Below are 19,197 nucleotides of genomic sequence, written 5' to 3' on the forward strand. Positions count from 1 at the left end.
GCGCATTGACGCAAGAACATGAGCGCGACAAACGCGTTTCTTGACGTATCACAAACCAGATAGCAATACTGCTTGAACGGCGCAAGTCTCGCGACCCAATGCCGCAGCGCCGAGCGGTTGCGCGCGAGGATCCAGTCCTAGAATCGGGGTGCACTCGTCAGACCGCTCAGGCGGCCTGGCGCCAACCGGATTCACCGGTGTGAAGTTGCCTTCTACCGATCATGACCCTAGTCCTCAATCGCAAAACCACTCGCCGCCGGAGCCTGCGCCAACGGTTCCACGGCTGGGTGCGCGGTCCGACGCTGGCGCGGGATATCGCCATCGTCCTCGCCATCAAATTCGTACTGCTGATGGCGCTCAAATATACATTCTTCAATCATCCGCAGGCGGAGCACATGTCGCTCCCGCCTGAGCAAGTCGCGCAGGCGCTGTTGTCCGTGCCTGCCTCGCATCCGTCCCAAGGTGATCAACATGCCCGTTAGCGAAGTCGTAGAACTGTCGCGCCTCCAGTTCGCCATCACCGCGCTTTACCACTTTCTGTTCGTCCCGCTCACGCTCGGCCTGTCCTGGTTGCTCGTCATCATGGAGTCGGTCTATGTGATGACCGGCAAGCAGATCTACAAGGACATGACCCAGTTCTGGGGCAAGCTTTTCGGCATCAACTTTGCGATGGGTGTGACCACCGGCCTCACGCTGGAATTCCAGTTCGGCACCAACTGGTCGTACTACTCGCACTATGTCGGCGACATTTTCGGCGTGCCGCTTGCGGTGGAAGGCCTGATGGCATTCTTTCTCGAGTCTACCTTCGTCGGATTGTTCTTCTTTGGCTGGAAGCGGCTCTCGAAGGTCCAGCACGTGTTCGTTACGTTTCTCGTCGCGCTCGGCTCGAACCTGTCCGCGCTGTGGATTCTGGTGGCCAACGGCTGGATGAACAATCCGGTCGGCGCCACCTTCAACTACCAGACCATGCGCATGGAGCTCGACAGCATCTTTTCCGTGCTGTTCAATCCGGTCGCGCAGGTCAAGTTCGTGCATACCGTGTCGGCCGGGTATGTGACGGCGTCGATGTTCGTGCTCGGCGTGTCGTCGTGGTATTTGCTGAAGCGCCGCGACACTGAATTTGCGTTGCGCTCGTTCGCGATTGCCGCAGGTTTTGGTTTGGCATCCACGTTGTGCGTGATCGTGCTCGGCGACGAATCCGGCTACCGCACCGGCGAAGTCCAACAGGTCAAACTCGCCGCGATCGAGTCCGAATGGGAAACCGCGCCCGCGCCGGCTCCGTTTACGATCATCGGGATTCCGAATCAGAAGGAAGAGCGCACCGATTACGCTATCAGGATTCCGTACGCGCTCGGCCTTATCGCTACCCGTTCGCTCGATGAACCCGTGGTCGGTCTGAAGGATTTGATGGCGCACAACGAGGTGCGCATCAAAAATGGCATGCTGGCCTACGCCGCGCTGCAGAAGCTGAAGCAAGGCGACGTCACCGACGAAGCCAAAGCCGCCTTCGACGCGCACAAGCAGGATCTCGGCTACGGCCTGATGCTCAAGCAGTTCACCGCGAACGTCACCGACGCCACGCCGGATCAGATCGCTCAAGCCGCGAAGAAAACAATCCCGCCTGTAGCACCCGTGTTCTTCTCGTTCCGGTTGATGGTGGGCCTCGGCATCTTGTTCCTCGCCACCTTCGTGCTGGCGTTCTGGTTCTGCGCGCAGCGCTCGCTGTTGCTGGAGAAGCGCCGCTGGTTCCTGCGCTGGGCCGTGTGGGCAATTCCGCTGCCTTGGCTCGCGGCGGAGTTCGGCTGGATCGTCGCTGAAGTGGGTCGTCAGCCATGGACCATCGCGGGCATTCTGCCGACCAACCTGTCGGCTTCGAGCCTGACGCCAAATGACCTGTATCTGAGTATCGCGGGCTTCGTGGTGTTCTACACGGTGCTGTTCATCATCGAAATCATGCTGATGTTCAAGTACGCGCGGCTCGGGCCTTCGTCGCTGCACACGGGCCGCTATCACCACGAACAACAGCCGCTGAATCAGCCGCTGCCGACCAAGACGGCCGCCTGATTCGCCGCCACTGAGTTTCAAGGGAAAAGATCATCATGGATTACGCAACCCTCAAACTGATCTGGTGGGTGCTGATCGGCGTGCTGCTGATCGGCTTCGCGCTCACCGACGGCTTCGACATGGGCGCGGCGATTCTGCTGCCGTTCATCGGCAAGACCGACGCCGAGCGGCGCATCGTCGTGAACACGGTGGGCGCGACGTGGGAAGGCAATCAGGTCTGGCTCATCACGGCGGGCGGCGCAATGTTCGCCGCGTGGCCGCTGGTGTACGCGGCGTCGTTCTCCGGCTTCTATTTCGCCATGCTGCTGGTGCTGTTCGCACTATTCTTCCGGCCGGTCGGCTTCGACTATCGCGGCAAACGCGAAGACCCGCGCTGGCGTACGGCATGGGACTGGGCGTTGTTCGTCGGCGGTTTCGTGCCGGCACTGGTGTTCGGCGTCGCGTTCGGCAACCTGCTGCAAGGCGTGCCGTTCTCGTTCGATACCGATCTGCGCGTCACCTATCACGGCGGCTTCTTCGAATTACTCAACCCGTTCGCGGTATTGTGCGGCCTCGTCAGCGTCTCGATGCTGGCGGCCCACGGCGCCGCCTTCGTCAAGATGAAAGCGGACGACATTGTCGCCGAACGCGCTTCGCTGGCGCTTCGAATCGCGTCATTCGCGACCGTGGTGCTGTTCCTGATTGCCGGCGCGCTGATCGCCACGATGATCGGCGGCTATCAGGTGATCGACGCCCCGCCGCTCGACACAGTCGCCAATCCGTTGACGAAGAACGTGATCGGCGCGCCGGGGTTGTGGCTGACCAACTACGCGAACTATCCGTGGATGGTCAGCGCGCCGGCAGCGGGTCTCGTGGGCGGCGTGCTGGCCGCGCTGCTCGCACGCTCGCGCTTCGAGAAGAGCGCCTTTCTGTCGACCTCGCTGATGATCATCGGCGTGATCCTGACGGCGGGCTTCTCGATGTTTCCGTTCATCATGCCGTCCTCGCTCGATGGCCGCAGCAGCCTCACCGTGTGGGATTCGACCTCGAGCCGCATGACGCTGCAGATCATGTTGATCGCCGTGATCATTTTCCTGCCGATCATTTTGATCTACACGAGCTGGGTGTATCGCGTGATGCGCGGCAAGGTAACCGCCGCGGCGCTCGAAGAAAATCACCATACGATGTATTGACCGGCTACAGGCTTAACAGGAGTTTGCGATGTGGTATTTCAGTTGGATTCTCGGGATCGGCGTGGCGTTGGCGTTCGGCATTATCAACGTGATGTGGCTGGAGTCGCGGCAGTCATCGGCAATGGGCACGCAGAAGAAACGCTAGGACCGCACATGCCGGCTTAGATGGGCCGGTAAACGGAAAAGCGGGACCTTGAACGATTCAAGGTCCCGCTTTTTTTATGCAGCATGAGCGAATGTTAAGCGGCGCGAGCCGCTCCTTCGTTCAACGATGCGTCATGCCGGCAGCGGCGTTGCACCGCCGCTTTGCGTCGTGCGCGTCGCCAGCTTTTCAGCGTAGCGTTGCGCCGCATCGCCGACGACGATATGGAACGTGTCAGCAGAAATCCATGCCGTGTCGAGCGTTGCCAGACGCTGACGATCGACCGCCGACGGATCGCGCACGACGATACGCAGACGCGTTGCCGCGATCGCATCCAGCGACACCACGTTGCCCGCACCGCCGAACACGGCGAGCCAGCGCAGCGGATCCGGATCGAGCGGGCCGCTACCTTGAACGCCCGAAGCGGCAACCGGCGCAGCCGCCACGACCTGAGCCGGAGCAGCAGCCACCGGCTTCACCGCATCACCACCACCTTGCGCGATCACCGTACGGATTTCGTCCGCGATGATGTCCGCTTCCGGTCCGATGATCACCTGCACATTGGTCGAGCCGCGCTTGAGCACGCCGCGCGCGCCGATCGTCTTCAGTTCGTTTTCGGAGACCTTGTTCGAATCGACTACCGACAAACGCAGACGCGTCGTGCAAGCATCGACCACCGACAGATTCGGCGCGCCGCCCAGCGCAGCGATATAACGCTGCGCACGCGGCACAGCCGCACCGGCGACCGGCGAAACGAAACCACCCGCAGCAAACGAGTCGACTTGCTCATCGGCAGCGGCAGGTTCGCGGCCCGGCGTCGCCATATTGAACTTGCGGATGAAGAAGCGGAACAGACCGTAGTACACCACCATGTAGACGAGACCGATCGGAATCGCCCACCAGCCGCGAGTCGACAGACCGTAGTTCAACACATAGTCGATTGCGCCCGCGGAGAACGTGAAGCCGAGGTGAATGCCGAGCGCCGAGCAGATGGCAAGCGAGATACCCGTCAACAGCGCGTGGATCACGTACAGCACGGGTGCGAGAAACATGAAGCTGAATTCGATCGGCTCGGTCACGCCCGTCAGGAACGAGGTCAGCGCCATCGAGAACAGCAAACCGCCCACAACCGCGCGGCGCTCCTTCGGCGCTTCATGGAACATCGCGAGACACGCAGCCGGCAGACCGAACATCATGACCGGGAAGAAGCCCGTCATGAAGGTGCCCGCAGTCGGGTCGCCCGCGAAGAAACGATGCAGGTCGCCCGTCACGGCAGCGCCGCCCGGCGGCGTGAACGTGCCGAACACGAACCACGTCAGCGAATTGAGGATGTGATGCAAACCCGTGACGAGCAGCAAGCGGTTCAGCACGCCGAACACGAATGCGCCGAGCGCGCCCGCGGTGGTCAGCCAGTGGCCCGCCGTATCGATCACGGCTTGCACAGGCTGCCACACGTAGCCGAACGCTATGCCGAGCACGAGACAGACCACCCCCGTGACAATCGGCACGAAGCGTTTACCTCCGAAGAAAGCGAGGTAATCGGGCAGCTTGATGTCTTTGTATCGGTTGTACAGCAAGCCCGCGACGATACCCGCCACGATCCCGGACAACACGCCCATGTTGAGCTTGTCGTTGATGTCCTTCATCACCGCGACTTCGATCAGATAGCCGATCGCACCCGCCAGACCCGCCACGCCGTTATTGTCTTTCGCGAAACCGACCGCCACGCCGATCGCGAACAGCAGCGGCAGGTTGTCGAAGATCGCGCCGCCGGCGTCGGCGATCATCTTGATGTTGAACACATCGGGCTGACCGAGGCGCAGCAGCAGGCCGGCAACCGGCAGCACCGCAATCGGCAGCATCAGCGCGCGTCCCAGGCGCTGAATCTTTAGAAACGGATTCCCATCCATTGATACCTCCAATCCTTGTCTCTTTGTTGAACGCCGTTCTTGAACGGCGTATTGAGTTTTGTGGCTATGAGTGATGATTGAGCGAAGCTGACTACGGACCGTGTGAGGTTCAGTCCAACGGCCAGGTTTCGCGGCTTGCTGCTCTTACCGCCTGCGCCGATTCGAGCGCCAGGGCATCCTGGGCGCGTTGACGGCACAGCTGATAATCGAGGTTGCGCACCCGCGCCTTGATGCCCGGCACCGAGACCGGATCCACGGAAAGTTCGGTCACGCCGAGGCCGACGAGCAACGGCATGGCGAGCGGGTCGCCCGCAAGCGCGCCGCACACGCCGACCCATTTGCCGTGCTTGTCCGCGCCGTGCACGGTGGCTGCAATCAACCGCAGCACAGCCGGATGCAAGCCGTCCGCCTGGGCGGCGAGGTCGGCCTGGCAACGGTCCATGGCGAGCGTGTACTGCGTCAGATCGTTGGTGCCGATCGAGAGGAAATCCGCGTGTTGCGCCAGTTGATCGGCAAGCAACGCCGCCGACGGCACTTCGATCATCACGCCGACTTCGATCGGTTCCGTGCGGCCCAACTCGCGCGCGAATTCGTCGATGCGCCTACGGATGCGGATCAACTCGCCGACGTCGGTCACCATCGGCAGCAGGATGCGCACGGCGCCGAGTGGTTGCACCGCCAGCAGGCCGCGCAACTGATCGTCGAGCAGATCCGGGCGCACTTGCGCGAGGCGGATGCCGCGCAAGCCGAGCGCGGGATTCGGTTCCGGCGGCAGCGTCAGATAATCGACTTCCTTGTCCGCGCCGACATCCAGCGTGCGGATGATCGCGGTGCGGCCGCTCAACGCGTCGACAATTGCCTGGTAGCTCTGACGATGTTCGTCCGTGGTCGGCGCAGCGGCGCGGTGAATGAACAGCAGTTCGGTGCGCAGCAGGCCGACGGAATCGGCGCCGTTTTCGACGGCGGTTTTAGCGTCGTCGAGCGTGGCGATGTTCGCGGCCACTTCGATCGCGCGGCCATCGGACGTGACTGCCGCTTCCTGCGATGTGCGGCGGTTCGCTTCACGCACATCGGCCAAACGTGTGCGCTCCAGACGCGCGCGCTCGACGTCGAGTCCAGTCGGTGCGAATTCGAGGCGACCGGTCGTGGCGTTCACCACCACTTGCGTGCCTTCGGGGATCGCGTGCAGCGCGTCGCCGACTGTCACCAGCGCGGGAATGCCCGCCTGACGCGCGAGAATCGCCGCGTGCGAGGTCGCACCGCCGCGTGCCATCACTAATGCCGTGACACGCGAGCGATCCAGCGTCGACAAATCGGACGGCGTGAACTCTTCGGCCGCGAGCACGGCTTCTTCCGGCAACGTGCGCGCTGCGGCGTTCGCGTAACCCAGCGCGCGCAGCACGCGCTTCTCGATGTCGCGCAAATCGGCGGCACGTTCCGCGAGCAACGCGTCTTCGATATTCGTCAGGATGGCGATCTGTGCGCGGATCGCTTCGCGCCACGCAAAGCCGGCGCTCTTGCCGAGGCTGATCAGATCGCGCGCCGCGTCAAGCAGCGTGGGATCTTCGAGCAGCACACGATGCACCGAGAAAATACCCGCTTCGCCGACCGCGCCGCGTTGCGACGCGTCACGCACCGTCGTGTCGAGGTCCGCATCGACGGTGGCAATCGCCTTATCGAGCAAACGGCTTTCCGCAGCCGACGTGCCGTTCGCCTTTTCGGGCGGATCGATGTCCGCGTCGTCCCAGCGCACCAGCTTGCCGACCGCGACGCCCGGCGCCGCGCAGACGCCGGCGAGCGTATTCGGCGCAAGCGTCTCGCCCGCCGGACGGGCGACGGCTTGCGGCGCGGGCGAGCTTTGGCGCGGCGGTTTCTCTTCGACTTCGCCGTGCGCTTCGCGTGTCAGTTCGTTAGCAATTGCAGCCACAGCGGCTGCAGCTTGCGGACCCACTCCGAGCAACTCGATGGTCGCGCCTTCTCCAGCGCCGAGGCCGAGCAAACCGACCACGCTTTCGATCGCCGCTTTGCGTCCTTCGTAACGCACCTCGACGCGCGCATCGAAGCCACGCGCCGCTTCACGGGCGCGTGCCGCCGGACGCGCGTGCAGACCGCCTGCGTGAACCAGCGTGACTTGCTGACGGGCTTCTTCCGTCACGTTCATGGCGCTCACCTGGCGCGACGCCTCGGCCGCCGCACCGCCGCGCGCGCGCAGCACCAGCAGCGGCGTCTCACCCGCCTTCAGCAAGCCGCCCTGCACACGTTCGACGATCTCAAATGCATCCGAATTGGCAATCGCGATCACCGACACGAGGCTCGGCGCATTCAACGCGACCTGATCCTGATCGAACTCGATCAGCACGTCGCCGGCGCGTACATGAGCGCCTTGAGCGACCATCGGCGCAAAACCCTTGCCGTTCAGTTCGACCGTATCGATACCGATATGCAGCAGAATTTCCGCGCCTTCTGCGGTAGCCAGCGTCACGGCGTGACCGGTGCGCGCGAGATGGGTGACAGTAGCGTCGCACGGCGCGACGAGTCGGCCCTCGAGCGGATCGACGCCGATACCGTCGCCGAACATGCCGCCCGAAAACACAGGGTCGGGCACGTTCGCGAGCGGCACGACCGGACCGGTCATGGGCGCGAGCAAAACAATATGGCCTTCAGAATGGCTCATCAAGCGGGACTCCTCGACACGTCGCATCTGATTTCTCGTCAGTGAGTTTCGGTGACTTTGTTGAGATGGCGCGGCGCATCGGGATTGCGCCCGCGCGCGGCGGCAAGGCCGGCGGCCATCACGTAAAAGGACAGGATTGCAGCGATCGGATCGAGCGCCGCATGAGCGGTGGTGGCGAGCGGCAGCGTGGCTTCCGGCACGTCGGCCGACGCCGCGAGCAGAACGCGGGCGCCGCGCGCCTTCATGTCGCGCGCGAGTTGCAGCAAGCCGGCCTGCTCAGGTCCGCGCGGTGCGAAGACCAGCAGCGGATAGTCGCGATCGATCAGTTCCATCGGACCGTGACGCACTTCCGCGCTCGAAAACGCTTCGGCCTGAATGCCGGAGGTTTCCTTCAGCTTCAACGCGGCTTCCTGCGCGATGGCAAGGCCCAGACCGCGGCCGATCACGATCATGCGCTCGATACCGCGCAATTCCTCCACGGCCGCCGACCAGTCGAGTTTTCCCGCGGTACGCAGCGCTTCAGGCAGCGTTTTGAACGCGGCAAGCAGTTCAGCGTCTTTCTGCCAATGCGCGACGAGCTGTGCGGAAATCGACAGCATGGCGATATAGCTCTTGGTGGCCGCGACACTGAGTTCCGGACCGGCGACGAGCGGCAACTCGAATTCGCACGCGTCGGCCAGGGGTGAGCCCGACACGTTCACAGCGGCGACGGTCAACGCGCCGGCTTTGCGCAGCGCTTCCATCGTGCCGACGAGGTCCGGGCTCTTGCCCGATTGCGAGAACGCCAGCGCGAGCTGATCGCGCACCTGCAGCGGCGCCTGTTGCAGCGTGGCGACCGACATCGGCAGCGAGGCGACCGGCACGCCGAGGCGGCTCATCGTCAGGCTGGCGAAGTAGCTCGCCGCGTGATCGGAGCTGCCGCGTGCGACGGTCAGCGCGACATGGCGCGGCTGCTGTGCGAGCTTCGCCGCCAATGCCTCGACGCGCGAGGTATCCGAGAGTTGCGCGGCGACCGTTTCAGCGGACGCCAGCGCCTCTTTAAGCATATTCGACAATTGCTTCTCCTTCGACGTAAGTCGCGCTCAACGCCAGTTCACGATCGAACACGACCACGTCGGCCCATGCACCGCGCGCGATGCGGCCGCGGTCTTCAATGCCCAGGTAGTCGGCGGCGTAGCGCGACAAACGGTTCGATACATCGGCGATCGGCAAGCCGATCGACACAAGATTGCGCAGCGCCTGATCCATGGTCAGTGTGCTGCCGGCGAGTGTGCCGTCGGCGAGACGCACGCCGCCGAGGCACTTCGTCACGTGCTGGCTGCCAAGGCGGTATTCACCGTCGGGCATGCCGGTGGCCGAGGTGCTGTCCGTGACCACATAGAGACGCGGAATCGCGCGCAATGCAGCGCGGATCGCCCCCGGATGGACGTGCAGCAGATCGGGAATGATTTCGGCGAACTCGGCGTGCGCGAGCGCCGCGCCGACGAGGCCGGGATTGCGATGGTGCAGCGGCGACATGGCGTTGAACAGATGCGTGAAGCCGCAGGCGCCATGCTTGAGCGCGGCGACGGCGTCGTCGTAAGTGCCGAGCGAATGGCCCAGTTGCACGCGTACGCCGCGCGCCGCCATCTCGGAGATGATCTCCATATGGCCGGCAATTTCCGGCGCCAGCGTGACCACGCGAATCGGCGCGATGGACAGGTACTTCAGGACTTCGTCCATCACCGCCGAGACCGCTGCGTCGGGCTGCGCGCCGAGCTTGCCGGGGTTGATGTACGGCCCTTCCAGATGCACGCCGAGCACGCGCGCGCCGCCGGGCGTGCGGATGCGCGCGTTGTTGCCCAGCTCCGCGACGACGGCCATCAGCTCGTCGCGCGGCGCGGTCATGGTAGTGGCGAGCAGGCTGGTCGTGCCGTAACGCGCATGCGTGCGCGTGATGGTTTCGATCGCGCTGCCGCCTTCCATCACGTCGGAACCGCCGCCGCCATGCACGTGCAGATCGATGAAGCCGGGCAGGATGTACGGCGCGTCGTTGGTCGACGGATCGACGCGTTCGCCGGTGAGCGCCGTGATGCGGCCGTTTTCGTATTCGAGCGTGCCGTGAATCCACCCATCGGTGGTGAGTATGTTTCCGGTCAGCATGAGTCTCTCTGGTGAGGCGTGATACGGGGCGTGGCTGAACGGCGCTTTTTCTGCGCCGCACCTGAATTTGCTGGCTGTGCGTACGGGCTCAGCCGGTCAGCTCAGGTGCGCAATTCAGCGACAAAGTCGTAGTAGTCGTCGCGGCAATACGTATCGGTAAGTTCGATTGCGCGCTGATCGGCGCTATAGCCGATACGGGTAATGACCAGCAGCGCCGAGCGCGGTTCGATATCCATCAACGAAGCAATCTCGCTCGAAGCATTGACCGCGCGAAAGTGTTGCAACGCGCGCACGACGGCGGCGCCGCGTTGTTCGAGATAGCTGTAAAGCGAGTCGCCGACGGCGTGCGGGTCGGGTACGATCGCCGCCGGCAGCGCCGAATGCTCGACCGCCATGACGATTCCGTCGGCGCGCCGCAGGCGCCGCAGACTCGTCACCGCCGCGCCGGGCGACAGGCCGAGATGCACCAGTTCGTCACGGTTGGCGGCGCGGATATCGCGCTCGAGCCACACCGAATCCGGCCGGAAACCGCGCTGCTGCATCTTCTTCGTGAAACCGGTGAGCCGCGACAGCGGGTCTTCGACACGCGGCGTGATGAAGCTGCCCGCGCCGCGCGCGCGCCGGATCAAACCTTGCTCGACCAGCAGCTCGATCGCCTTGCGCGCCGTGATGCGCGACACGCCGATCGCGTCCGAGAGCGTGCGCTCCGAGGGCAGCGCCTCACCCGCCGACCACACGCCGCAGTGGATCGCCGTCGCAAGATTGCGCGCGAGCTGCAAATAGAGCGGCGTGACGTTGCGGGCGTCAGGCATCAGTGCGGACCAGCGAGTTTCCATGGGGCTCCGGCGGCCTTCGCGAAAAGGTAGGCCTACGAAAAATGAGAGCCCATTATATAACCAACATAATACCAGTCAACTAACTGGCTCCATGCTGGTATAACCAAGCGCAAAGCCTTGCTGAATAAGGCTTTGAAGGGCACGCAGAGGCGCCGGAGAGGGTTTTCTGAAGCCCAGGATTTACCCGTATTGGGCTTCAGGACGCCTTCGAGTCAGCCCAAATGGGATGTCAATGGGCTGACAACCAGGACGCGATCGATACCTTTTTAATACCAGTGCCGATCAGCCCTTTGCCGGCGCGGCTTTTGTAAAGGGGTGCGTTCCAATATAGTGCTGGGTAGCAAGCTATAAAAATTCCCCGGGAGCAGCATTTGACAGATTCCGAGGCGCTGCGGCGTGCTCAGGCCGTCCGCCATTTCAACCGCTTCTATACCCGACACATTGGCGCACTGCATGAGCATCTCGCGAAGAGCGCGTTCTCACTGACAGAGGTGCGCGTACTGCACGAGCTCTCTCGCGAACGCGCGCAAACGGCCTCGGTGCTCGGGCGTTCCCTCGGTCTCGACAGCGGTTATCTCAGCCGTCTGCTGACGAGCTTCGAACGACGCGACCTGATCACGCGCCGACCGTCCGAGACGGACGCGCGCCAGTCGCTGATCGCGCTAACGGACAGCGGCCGCGCCGCGTACGCTCCGCTCGATAGGGCGGCGATCGAAGAAGTGTCGGTCCTGCTTTCCGGCCTCACGGCCCTCTCCCAGGATCAGCTGATCGCCGCGATGAAGCTCATCGAGCGGCTGCTCGGCGACACACCCAAGCACGAACTCGTAGTGCTCCGTCAGCCGCGCCCAGGCGAATGCGGCTGGCTCGTGCATCGGCAGGCGCAATGGTTCGCCGCGCAATACGACTGGGATCCGTCGTTCGAAGGATTGCTCGCGCGGGTCGTCGCCGATTACACGCAACGCAACGATCCGGTGCGGGAGATGTGCTGGGTCGCCGATCAGCAAGGGATGGTGGTCGGCTCGGTGTGCATCGTCGGCGTGTCGACGACGGTGGCGGGTGTGCGGCTCCTGTGGGTCGAGCCGGATGTGCAGCGGCTGGGCATCGGCACGCAGTTGCTGAGCGAATGCGTGCGTTTCGCGAAGCGCGCGGGCTATACGAAGCTCACGCTGACAACGGCCGCGTCGCTCGAACAACCGCGGCGCCTGTGCGAGCGCGCCGGGTTCAGGCTTGCCGGCACGGCGGCTGAGCGCCGTTTCGGCAAGGACCTGACGATCGAGCGATGGGAATTAGGCTTGTAGCAAACGTCGCTGCTTAGAACGACGGCACCACCGAACCCTTGAACTGCGTCTTGATGAACTGGCGCACGTCTTCCGACTGGTAAGCGGCAACCAGCTTCTTGACCCACGGCTTGTCCTTATCTTGCGTGCGCACGGCGATCAGGTTCGCATACGGGCTATGCACGTCTTCGAGCGCGATCGCATCTTTGGTCGGCTGCAGGCCGGCGGCCAACGCGAAGTTCGTGTTGATCGCGGCGGCGTCGACGTCCGACAGCGAGCGCGGCAGTTGCGCGGCGTCGAGTTCGACCAGCTTGATCTTCTTGGGATTGTCGGCGACGTCGAGCGGCGTTGCGTTATTGCCGTTCGTGCCCGCGCCGGTCTTCAGCTTGAGCACGCCTTGCGTTTGCAGCAACAGCAACGCGCGGTTTTCGTTCGACGGATCGTTCGGCACCGCGACCTTCGCGCCTTGCGGCAGATCCTTCAGCGACTTCAGCTTCTTCGAATAGATGCCGAGCGGCGAGATGTACGTGAGGCCGGCGTTGACGATCTTGTAGCCACGTTGCTTGATCTGGCTGTCGAGGTACGGCTGGTGCTGGAAGCTGTTCGCGTCGAGATCGCCTGCGTCGAGCGCGGCGTTCGGCTGCACGTAGTCGTTGAATTCGACGACCTTCACGTTCAGGCCTTCGCGCTTCGCTACTTTGGTGACGACTTCCCAGATTTGCGCGTCCGGGCCGCCGATCGTGCCGACCTTGATGACTTTGTCGTCGGCGTGCGCGCCGAAGCTGGAGAAGATTGCCGTAGTGGCGATGACTGCCGAGAGGGCTTTGAGGATGTTTCTGCGCTGCATGTGATTCTCGCTTGTTTCTAATCGACGACTTGATCGATGACTTGATTAATGGCGCATCGATTTCTGATCGGTGTCAGATTCGGGTGGAAGCCGGCGGCAACATGGCTTGTGGCCATGCGCCGTCAACTGGGCCTGAAATGGTCTCATAGTCCCGGCGAGATGGGAAATATCACGATCGCATATGGTTATACGCTTTGAACGGCAGCGGACCGCGTGCACGTGACACGCACGCAGTCGGTGCCGCGGAGAATCAGAAGGTGGTCCAGTCGTCGTCTGGCGGGGTGGCTCTTACTGCCTCGGCTGATGCGCGAGACGTGGTCGTGGCGACAGGCTTGGCGCTCGCAACATGCGAGGACGAAGCCGAAACTCGGTTCGATGCCGAGACCGACGCAGCGGACCTCCTGACGGGTGCAGGCAGCTTAGGCTCCGCGCGTGACGATGCCGACGCAGAGTGCGATGCCGCGCCGATTTCGCGCGCTGCCGCTGCTGCTGCCGCTGCCGTAGCCGCTGCAACTACTTGCGGCGCCTCGGCCGTCGCTACCGTCGCAGCCACTCTCCGCGCCGCGACCACCGCCGAACCAGGCGCGCCACCTTGAGCGCCATTCACGCGAAACGCGCTAACCGTCTCGCGCAAACGCCCCGCCTGATCCTGCAACGAAGCCGCCGCAGCCGCCGCCTGCTCGACCAGCGCCGCGTTCTGCTGCGTCACTTCGTCCATTTGCGTAACGGCGCGGCCGACCTGGGCAATGCCGCTGCTCTGCTCTTCGGATGCCGCCGCGATCTCGCCCATGATGTCGGTGACACGCTGCACGGCTTGCAGAATCTCGCCCATCGTCGTGCCGGCCTGCTGCACCAGTGTCGAACCGTTGTGCACGCGTTCGACCGACGCGCTGATCAACTGCTTGATCTCCTTGGCCGCCGTTCCCGAGCGCTGCGCGAGGCTGCGCACCTCGCCCGCGACGACCGCGAAACCTCGACCCTGTTCACCGGCGCGCGCCGCTTCCACGGCTGCATTCAACGCAAGGATGTTGGTCTGAAACGCAATCCCTTCGATCACGCCGATGATGTCCGCGATCTGCCGAGAGCTGTCGTTGATCTCGCCCATCGTGCCGATCACGCGGCTCACCACGTCGTTGCCACGCGTCGCGATTTCGGACGCGTTATGCGCGAGGCCGCTCGCTTGCCGCGCGTTGTCGGCGTTCTGCTTGACCGTCGCGGTGAGCTCTTCCATGCTCGCGGCGGTTTCCTGCAGCGAAGCCGCCTGCTGCTCGGTGCGCTGCGACAGATCGCCGTTGCCGACAGCGATCTGCTGCGTTGCCGACGCAATGGATTCCGCCGAGCGACGAATCTCGCCGATGGTCTGCTGCAAGCGGTTCTGCATGTCATGCATGGCCGCCATCATGCTGGTCTTATCCTGCGGACGAACGTCCACCACTTGCGTCAGATCGCCTTGCGCGATACTCGCCGCGAGTCGCGCCGCCTGGTCAGGCTCGCCGCCGAGACTCGCGCGCACGTTGCGGATGATCAGCAGCATCGCCAACGAGATGATCGCGCCGATCACCAGCACCACCGCCAGGTGACCGAGCAGCGTCTCGTAGTACACCGTGTCGATGTCTTTGATGAACACGCCGCTCGTGATGTTCCAGTCCCACGGCGCAAAACGCACCACGTAGCTGATTTTCGGCACGGCCGTTTCGCTGTGCGGCAGGCGTCCGCGATACTCCGCGAAACCGCGGCCGCTTGCCTTGGCCGCGTCGACGATTGCCACGTATAGAAGCTTGCCGTCCGGGTCCTTGAAGTCGCCGACCGGCTTGCCGGTCATTTGCGGCAGCGTGGGATGCATCAGAACGACGGGCTTCGAATCCATCACGAACAGGTAGCCCGATTCGCCGTAGCGCATGGTCGCGAGGCGGGCGAGCGCTTCGCGCTGTGCGTCGGCCTCGGTCAGCTTGCCGCTCTGCGCGAGCGCGTAATAGCCGTTCACGACACCTTGCGCGGCGTCGACCAGATTCACCATGCCCGCCTTGCGCTCGGCCAGCATCGTGCTGCGCGTTTCGACCGCGCTCCACAGCCCGACGCCCAGCAGCCCCAGCCAGACGAGCACGAGCGACAGCCATAGTTTGCGATTCAAACTCATCCTGCTCATTGTTGTGGTCTCTCTCGTGTGATTCGTGTTCCGTTCGCAGTCGCAAGCACGCGATCGCATTTCGCGCGCAAACGATTGCTATCGATATATCGGCATGACAAACGGGCAACTTGAGAGACGCAGCGGGAGGCCGGCGGACGCGCCGCGTGGCATGCAGGCGGATTGAATGCGCGCATCGAATCGGTCTCTGCACGATAATTCGAGACTGCGGCCGCATGCTCGATGCGGCTCATTCCCTTGCTCGAGAGAACAACCCATGTATGTCATCGACCTTATCTACACCGCACCGCTCGAACGCGTCGACGACGCGCTGGAAGCGCACCGCGCGTTTCTGACGCAACAGTTCGAGGCGGGCGTGTTCGTGGCGGCCGGACCGAAAGTGCCGCGCGACGGCGGCATCATTCTGGCGGTGCGCATCGAGCGCGATAAGCTGGATGAGATTCTCGCCAGCGACCCCTTCGCGCAGCAGCAGCTCGCGCGTTACGAGGTGACGGAATTCAAGGCGACGCGGCTCGCGCCGGGATTGAATCTGCCGATGCCGGATTGAGCGTTGGAAAGAGAGGAGATCTGAGAACGGGCGCGTGATACGGCGCGCGCCCTTACGGCTGCGCGTATCAGTCGAGCAGCAGTTTGATGTCGTGCACCCACGGCGTCGCGCCCTGGCCGTCACGCGCGAACAGACGCAGCTTGCCGTCCGTATCGAACACATAACTCGCCGCCGTGTGGTCCATCGTGTAGCTGTCAGGCGTCTTGCCCGGCACCTTCGCGTAGTAGACGCGGAAGTCCTTCGTGATCCTGGTGAGTTGCGCCTGATCGGCCGGACGCAGGCCGACGAATGTCGGGTTGAACGCCGGCACGTATTGCGCAAGCAGAGCCGGGGTATCGCGGTCCGGATCGACGGTGACGAACAGCACCTGCACGCGCTTCGCGTCTTGCGGGCCGAGTTGCTGCAACGCTTGCGAGAGCTCGGCCATCGTGGTCGGGCAAACGTCCGGGCAATGCGTGTAGCCAAAGAACAGCACCACTACCTTGCCCTTGTAGTCCGCCAGAGTGCGGACATGGCCGGCCGTATCGGGCAGCGAGAAGTCGCTGCCGAACTGGGTATTGCCGGTGATGTCGAGATTCTGGAACGCCGGCGGCTGCTTGCCGCAGCCTGCAATCAGCAACGCGCCACCGAGCGCGCAAGCGATCACAGCAGCACGCGCCGTGCGCGCGAAGCGGTTATTGAGCATGGTATTACGCGCCGATCAGGACGCGCGCATAGTGGTCGATCAGCAGCGCGGCAAACAGCAGCGAGAGATAGACGATCGAATAACGGAAGGTCTTGCGCGCCAGATCGTCCGAGTACTCGCGATAGATCTTCCACGCATAGGCAAGAAACACGGCACCCAGCAGCACGGCCGCCGCGAGATACACCACGCCGCTCATGCCGGAGATGAACGGCATCATGGTGACCGCGAACAGGATCACCGTGTACAGCAGAATATGCAGGCGCGTGTACTTCTCGCCGTGTGTGTTCGGCAGCATCGGCAGGCCGGCGTTTTCGTAATCTTTGCGGCGATACAGCGCGAGCGCCCAGAAATGCGGCGGCGTCCATACGAAGATGATCAGCACCAGGATCCACGCGTCGCCCGGCACGTGGCCGGTGACCGCAGCCCAGCCGAGCGCCGGCGGCATGGCGCCCGAGGCGCCGCCGATCACGATGTTCTGCGGCGTGGCAGGCTTGAGCAGCAGCGTATAGATGACGGCGTAGCCCACGAACGTGGCCAGCGTGAGCCACATGGTGAGCGGATTGGCGAACGTGTAGAGCGTCCACATGCCAAGGCCGCCGAGCACGGCCGAGAACAACAGAATCTGCGCGGTGGTGATTTCACCGCGCGCGGACGGCCGCCACGAAGTGCGGCGCATCTTGGCGTCGATTTTCTGCTCGACGAGGCAATTGATGGCGAACGCCGCGCCGGCCAGCAACCAGATGCCGACGGTGCCGCCGATCAGCGGAGTCCAAGGCACCATGCCGGGCGTCGACAGGAACATGCCGATGACGGCGCAGAACACGGCGAGTTGCGTGACGCGCGGCTTCGTCAGGGCGATGTACTGGGAGACCCGGCTACCGGGCGTTTGGGAGAGTGTTGTGCTGTCCATGTGGAGTCACGCTGGCGCGGCTTCGCGCGCAGGGAGCACGGCGCGGCCGGGACGGCTATAAGCGATTCGAAAGTTTAACATAACGAGCAGGAGCAACAGGATCGCTGCCCCACCGTTGTGCGCGACCGCAATGGGTAACGGCCATTGCAGAACGATGTTCGACAGCCCGGTGATGAACTGGATCAGCACCACCAGCAGCACGCCGTTTGCGGGGCGCCGCAGCGACTCGAAGCGGCGCAATTTCAGCGCGAACCACGCCAGATACGCGACCACGACGACGGCGAACGTGCGGTGTGTCCAATGAATTGCCACCAGCGCATCCTGCGTGATCATGTCGCCGTCGCCGGTCATGCCGAGCGCGCGCCACAGGTGGAAGCCGTGCGCGAAGTCCATCGGCGGGACCCATTGGCCGTTGCAGGTCGGGAAATCCGTGCACGCGAGCACCGCGTAGTTGGTGCTGACCCAGCCGCCCAACGCGATCTGCGCGATCAGCAGCACCAGGCCCGCGATCGCCGCCGCGCGCCAGCGCGCGGCCTCGGGCTCGTAGGCAGGCAACGGCGTTTGTCGCGCGGCTAGCCAGCCGAGCGTGCCCAATAGCGCGAGGCCGAGCAGCAAGTGCGTGGTCACGATGATCGGTTGCAGCTTCATCGTCACGGTCCAGGCGCCGAACGCCCCTTGCACCAGGATCAGCAGCAACAAGGAGGTCGGCCACCACGGCGATACATGCAGTGGACGCCGCTTGATGCGCGCCGTCCACGCGATCACCGTCTGCGCGATGATCAGCACGCCGATCGCCATCGCGAAGTAACGGTGGATCATTTCGATCCAGGCCTTTGTCATGCTGACCGGCCCGGTGGGCATCGCTTGATGAGCGGCCGTGATCGCCGCATGCGCGATGAACGGCGACGAGGTGCCGTAACAACCCGGCCAGTCCGGACAGCCGAGCCCGGAATCGGTTAGCCGCGTGAAGCCGCCGAACATCACCAGATCGAGCGTGAGGAAGGTGGTGAGCCAGACCAGCTTGCGGAATTTGTTGTCGTCGGCTTTGACCCATACGTAGGACAGCGGCAACAACGCGATACACAAGCCGATCAGGGCCAGTTGCAGTACGAACATCTCTCTTACCTATGTTGCGGCATCAACCGATGCTCGACCATTTGAGCAGCTTGGTCACGTCACCCTTGATCTTGCTGGGGTTCGGATCTTTCGGGAAACGCATCATCAGATTGCCGTTCGGATCGACCATGTAGATGTGGTCGGTAACCTTGGTGCCGTCGGCCGTGGGCAGCCACGCGGACACCTGCGCCGGATCGGCGATCATCATGTCGGTGTCGGGGTAGGCCTTTTGTACCACGTCCGCGACGTTGCCCGCATCCGTGCGCAGCCAGACTTCGACGACGCGCTCGCGTTCCGGGCCCTGAGCTGCGCGGATTTGTCGCATGAAATAGAGCTTGGTGACGCACGCTTTGTCGCATGCGCTGTTGTCGACGGAAATCATCAGCCAGCGGCCGCGCAGCGTGGCGAATTTGACGGGCTTGCCATCTTCGCCCGTGACGACGAGCGAGTCGGGAATCGGTCGTTGCGGTTCGACCAGCGTGCCGTAGCTCGTGCTGCCGCCGGACGGTTTGATCACGTAGTACGTGAAATACGACACCACGATCGGGGCGGCACAGATGATTGCCAACAGCAGCAGAATCCAGCGGCCGCGCTCCCACGAACCTTTACCGTTGGGTTGGCCGGGCATGGCTTTAGGCGCTGCGGGTTTGCCGGCTTGCGGCGAACGGGGAGATTGCGTCGACACTACGGACCTCTTTCAATGATTGCACTGCCTGTGGCTCGAAACTG

Annotated in this window: 17 protein-coding genes; 6 read left to right on the plus strand and 11 right to left on the minus strand. The window is 63.4% G+C overall.

Annotation, left to right across the window (positions count from 1 at the left end):
* Positions 1–221 precede the first annotated feature (221 nt).
* Genes cydP through cydX form a run of 4 tightly spaced genes read left to right on the plus strand, consistent with a single transcriptional unit; the run spans position 222 to position 3,381 of the window.
* The gene (gene cydP / locus B0G75_RS06285) at positions 222–482 is read left to right on the plus strand and encodes a cytochrome oxidase putative small subunit CydP (RefSeq protein WP_012431632.1); all 261 of its coding nucleotides are present in this window, start codon (positions 222–224) and stop codon (positions 480–482) included.
* On the plus strand, positions 472–2,064 hold the full coding sequence (locus B0G75_RS06290) for a cytochrome ubiquinol oxidase subunit I (RefSeq protein WP_106302135.1): 1,593 nt from the start codon (positions 472–474) through the stop codon (positions 2,062–2,064). The genes cydP and B0G75_RS06290 overlap by 11 nt, the downstream gene beginning before the upstream one ends.
* A gap of 35 nt (positions 2,065–2,099) precedes the next feature.
* Entirely contained in the window at positions 2,100–3,236 is a 1,137-nt protein-coding gene (gene cydB, locus B0G75_RS06295; protein WP_106302138.1) for a cytochrome d ubiquinol oxidase subunit II, read from the plus strand.
* Positions 3,237–3,264: 28 nt separating this feature from the next.
* Positions 3,265–3,381, plus strand: a complete 117-nt coding sequence (gene cydX / locus B0G75_RS06300) for a cytochrome bd-I oxidase subunit CydX (protein ID WP_106302141.1) — start codon at positions 3,265–3,267, stop codon at positions 3,379–3,381.
* A gap of 131 nt (positions 3,382–3,512) precedes the next feature.
* Here the strand turns inward: cydX and nagE are convergent, their stop codons facing one another.
* From nagE to B0G75_RS06325, 5 genes are all read right to left on the minus strand, one after another.
* The gene (nagE, locus tag B0G75_RS06305; protein ID WP_106302144.1) at positions 3,513–5,288 is read right to left on the minus strand and encodes an N-acetylglucosamine-specific PTS transporter subunit IIBC; all 1,776 of its coding nucleotides are present in this window, start codon (positions 5,286–5,288) and stop codon (positions 3,513–3,515) included.
* Between the two features lie 109 nt (positions 5,289–5,397).
* A complete protein-coding gene (gene ptsP / locus B0G75_RS06310; protein WP_181309185.1) occupies positions 5,398–7,962 on the minus strand; it encodes a phosphoenolpyruvate--protein phosphotransferase in 2,565 nt (854 codons plus the stop codon).
* A 38-nt stretch (positions 7,963–8,000) separates the two neighbouring features.
* A complete protein-coding gene (locus B0G75_RS06315) occupies positions 8,001–9,008 on the minus strand; it encodes an SIS domain-containing protein (protein WP_106302151.1) in 1,008 nt (335 codons plus the stop codon).
* Complete coding sequence (gene nagA / locus B0G75_RS06320; protein ID WP_106302154.1) at positions 9,001–10,104, minus strand: N-acetylglucosamine-6-phosphate deacetylase; 1,104 nt, start codon at positions 10,102–10,104, stop codon at positions 9,001–9,003. The genes B0G75_RS06315 and nagA overlap by 8 nt, the downstream gene beginning before the upstream one ends.
* A gap of 101 nt (positions 10,105–10,205) precedes the next feature.
* Positions 10,206–10,940 carry a GntR family transcriptional regulator gene (locus B0G75_RS06325; RefSeq protein ID WP_012431623.1) on the minus strand — a complete coding sequence of 245 codons (735 nt, stop codon included), beginning with the start codon at positions 10,938–10,940 and terminating at the stop codon, positions 10,206–10,208.
* A 371-nt stretch (positions 10,941–11,311) separates the two neighbouring features.
* On the opposite strand from B0G75_RS06325, the gene B0G75_RS06330 reads away from it, so the two are divergent.
* Positions 11,312–12,238, plus strand: a complete 927-nt coding sequence (locus B0G75_RS06330) for a bifunctional helix-turn-helix transcriptional regulator/GNAT family N-acetyltransferase (RefSeq protein ID WP_106302157.1) — start codon at positions 11,312–11,314, stop codon at positions 12,236–12,238.
* 13 nt (positions 12,239–12,251) lie between these two features.
* On the opposite strand, the gene B0G75_RS06335 is transcribed toward B0G75_RS06330, so the two are convergent.
* Together B0G75_RS06335 and B0G75_RS06340 are read right to left on the minus strand one after the other, a co-directional pair.
* Entirely contained in the window at positions 12,252–13,064 is an 813-nt protein-coding gene (locus B0G75_RS06335) for a MetQ/NlpA family ABC transporter substrate-binding protein (RefSeq protein ID WP_106302160.1), read from the minus strand.
* 250 nt (positions 13,065–13,314) lie between these two features.
* Positions 13,315–15,210, minus strand: coding sequence for a methyl-accepting chemotaxis protein (locus tag B0G75_RS06340; protein WP_106302163.1), 1,896 nt, complete (start codon positions 15,208–15,210; stop codon positions 13,315–13,317).
* A 256-nt stretch (positions 15,211–15,466) separates the two neighbouring features.
* Between B0G75_RS06340 and B0G75_RS06345 the strand changes: the two genes are divergently transcribed.
* Complete coding sequence (locus tag B0G75_RS06345) at positions 15,467–15,757, plus strand: YciI family protein (RefSeq protein ID WP_106302166.1); 291 nt, start codon at positions 15,467–15,469, stop codon at positions 15,755–15,757.
* Positions 15,758–15,824: 67 nt separating this feature from the next.
* On the opposite strand, the gene B0G75_RS06350 is transcribed toward B0G75_RS06345, so the two are convergent.
* Genes B0G75_RS06350 through B0G75_RS06365 form a run of 4 tightly spaced genes read right to left on the minus strand, consistent with a single transcriptional unit; the run spans position 15,825 to position 19,153 of the window.
* On the minus strand, positions 15,825–16,442 hold the full coding sequence (locus B0G75_RS06350) for an SCO family protein (protein ID WP_106302169.1): 618 nt from the start codon (positions 16,440–16,442) through the stop codon (positions 15,825–15,827).
* A 4-nt stretch (positions 16,443–16,446) separates the two neighbouring features.
* Positions 16,447–17,352: a heme o synthase gene (gene cyoE / locus B0G75_RS06355; RefSeq protein ID WP_007179448.1), complete on the minus strand. Its 906-nt coding sequence runs from the start codon at positions 17,350–17,352 to the stop codon at positions 16,447–16,449.
* A gap of 6 nt (positions 17,353–17,358) precedes the next feature.
* Positions 17,359–18,468 (minus strand): heme A synthase, encoded by a 1,110-nt coding sequence (locus B0G75_RS06360; protein ID WP_106302172.1) that lies wholly within the window; start codon positions 18,466–18,468, stop codon positions 17,359–17,361.
* Between the two features lie 22 nt (positions 18,469–18,490).
* Complete coding sequence (locus B0G75_RS06365) at positions 18,491–19,153, minus strand: cytochrome C oxidase subunit I (protein WP_106302175.1); 663 nt, start codon at positions 19,151–19,153, stop codon at positions 18,491–18,493.
* Between the last annotated feature and the right edge of the window lie 44 nt (positions 19,154–19,197).

Origin of the sequence: Paraburkholderia sp. BL18I3N2 (genome assembly GCF_003001875.1) — a bacterium.
GTDB lineage: Bacteria > Pseudomonadota > Gammaproteobacteria > Burkholderiales > Burkholderiaceae > Paraburkholderia > Paraburkholderia phytofirmans.

What these genes read in the sequence shown, in the direction of transcription:
- nagA (WP_106302154.1), bottom strand. Translation starts at nt 10,104, where the DNA reads ATGCTGACCGGAAACATACTCACCACCGATGGGTGGATTCACGGCACG.
- cyoE (WP_007179448.1), bottom strand. Translation starts at nt 17,352, where the DNA reads ATGGACAGCACAACACTCTCCCAAACGCCCGGTAGCCGGGTCTCCCAG.
- B0G75_RS06340 (WP_106302163.1), bottom strand. Translation starts at nt 15,210, where the DNA reads ATGAGCAGGATGAGTTTGAATCGCAAACTATGGCTGTCGCTCGTGCTC.
- B0G75_RS06345 (WP_106302166.1), top strand. Translation starts at nt 15,467, where the DNA reads ATGTATGTCATCGACCTTATCTACACCGCACCGCTCGAACGCGTCGAC.
- B0G75_RS06335 (WP_106302160.1), bottom strand. Translation starts at nt 13,064, where the DNA reads ATGCAGCGCAGAAACATCCTCAAAGCCCTCTCGGCAGTCATCGCCACT.
- B0G75_RS06290 (WP_106302135.1), top strand. Translation starts at nt 472, where the DNA reads ATGCCCGTTAGCGAAGTCGTAGAACTGTCGCGCCTCCAGTTCGCCATC.
- cydX (WP_106302141.1), top strand. Translation starts at nt 3,265, where the DNA reads ATGTGGTATTTCAGTTGGATTCTCGGGATCGGCGTGGCGTTGGCGTTC.
- B0G75_RS06325 (WP_012431623.1), bottom strand. Translation starts at nt 10,940, where the DNA reads ATGGAAACTCGCTGGTCCGCACTGATGCCTGACGCCCGCAACGTCACG.
- ptsP (WP_181309185.1), bottom strand. Translation starts at nt 7,962, where the DNA reads ATGAGCCATTCTGAAGGCCATATTGTTTTGCTCGCGCCCATGACCGGT.
- cydB (WP_106302138.1), top strand. Translation starts at nt 2,100, where the DNA reads ATGGATTACGCAACCCTCAAACTGATCTGGTGGGTGCTGATCGGCGTG.
- cydP (WP_012431632.1), top strand. Translation starts at nt 222, where the DNA reads ATGACCCTAGTCCTCAATCGCAAAACCACTCGCCGCCGGAGCCTGCGC.
- B0G75_RS06315 (WP_106302151.1), bottom strand. Translation starts at nt 9,008, where the DNA reads ATGCTTAAAGAGGCGCTGGCGTCCGCTGAAACGGTCGCCGCGCAACTC.
- nagE (WP_106302144.1), bottom strand. Translation starts at nt 5,288, where the DNA reads ATGGATGGGAATCCGTTTCTAAAGATTCAGCGCCTGGGACGCGCGCTG.
- B0G75_RS06360 (WP_106302172.1), bottom strand. Translation starts at nt 18,468, where the DNA reads ATGTTCGTACTGCAACTGGCCCTGATCGGCTTGTGTATCGCGTTGTTG.
- B0G75_RS06350 (WP_106302169.1), bottom strand. Translation starts at nt 16,442, where the DNA reads ATGCTCAATAACCGCTTCGCGCGCACGGCGCGTGCTGCTGTGATCGCT.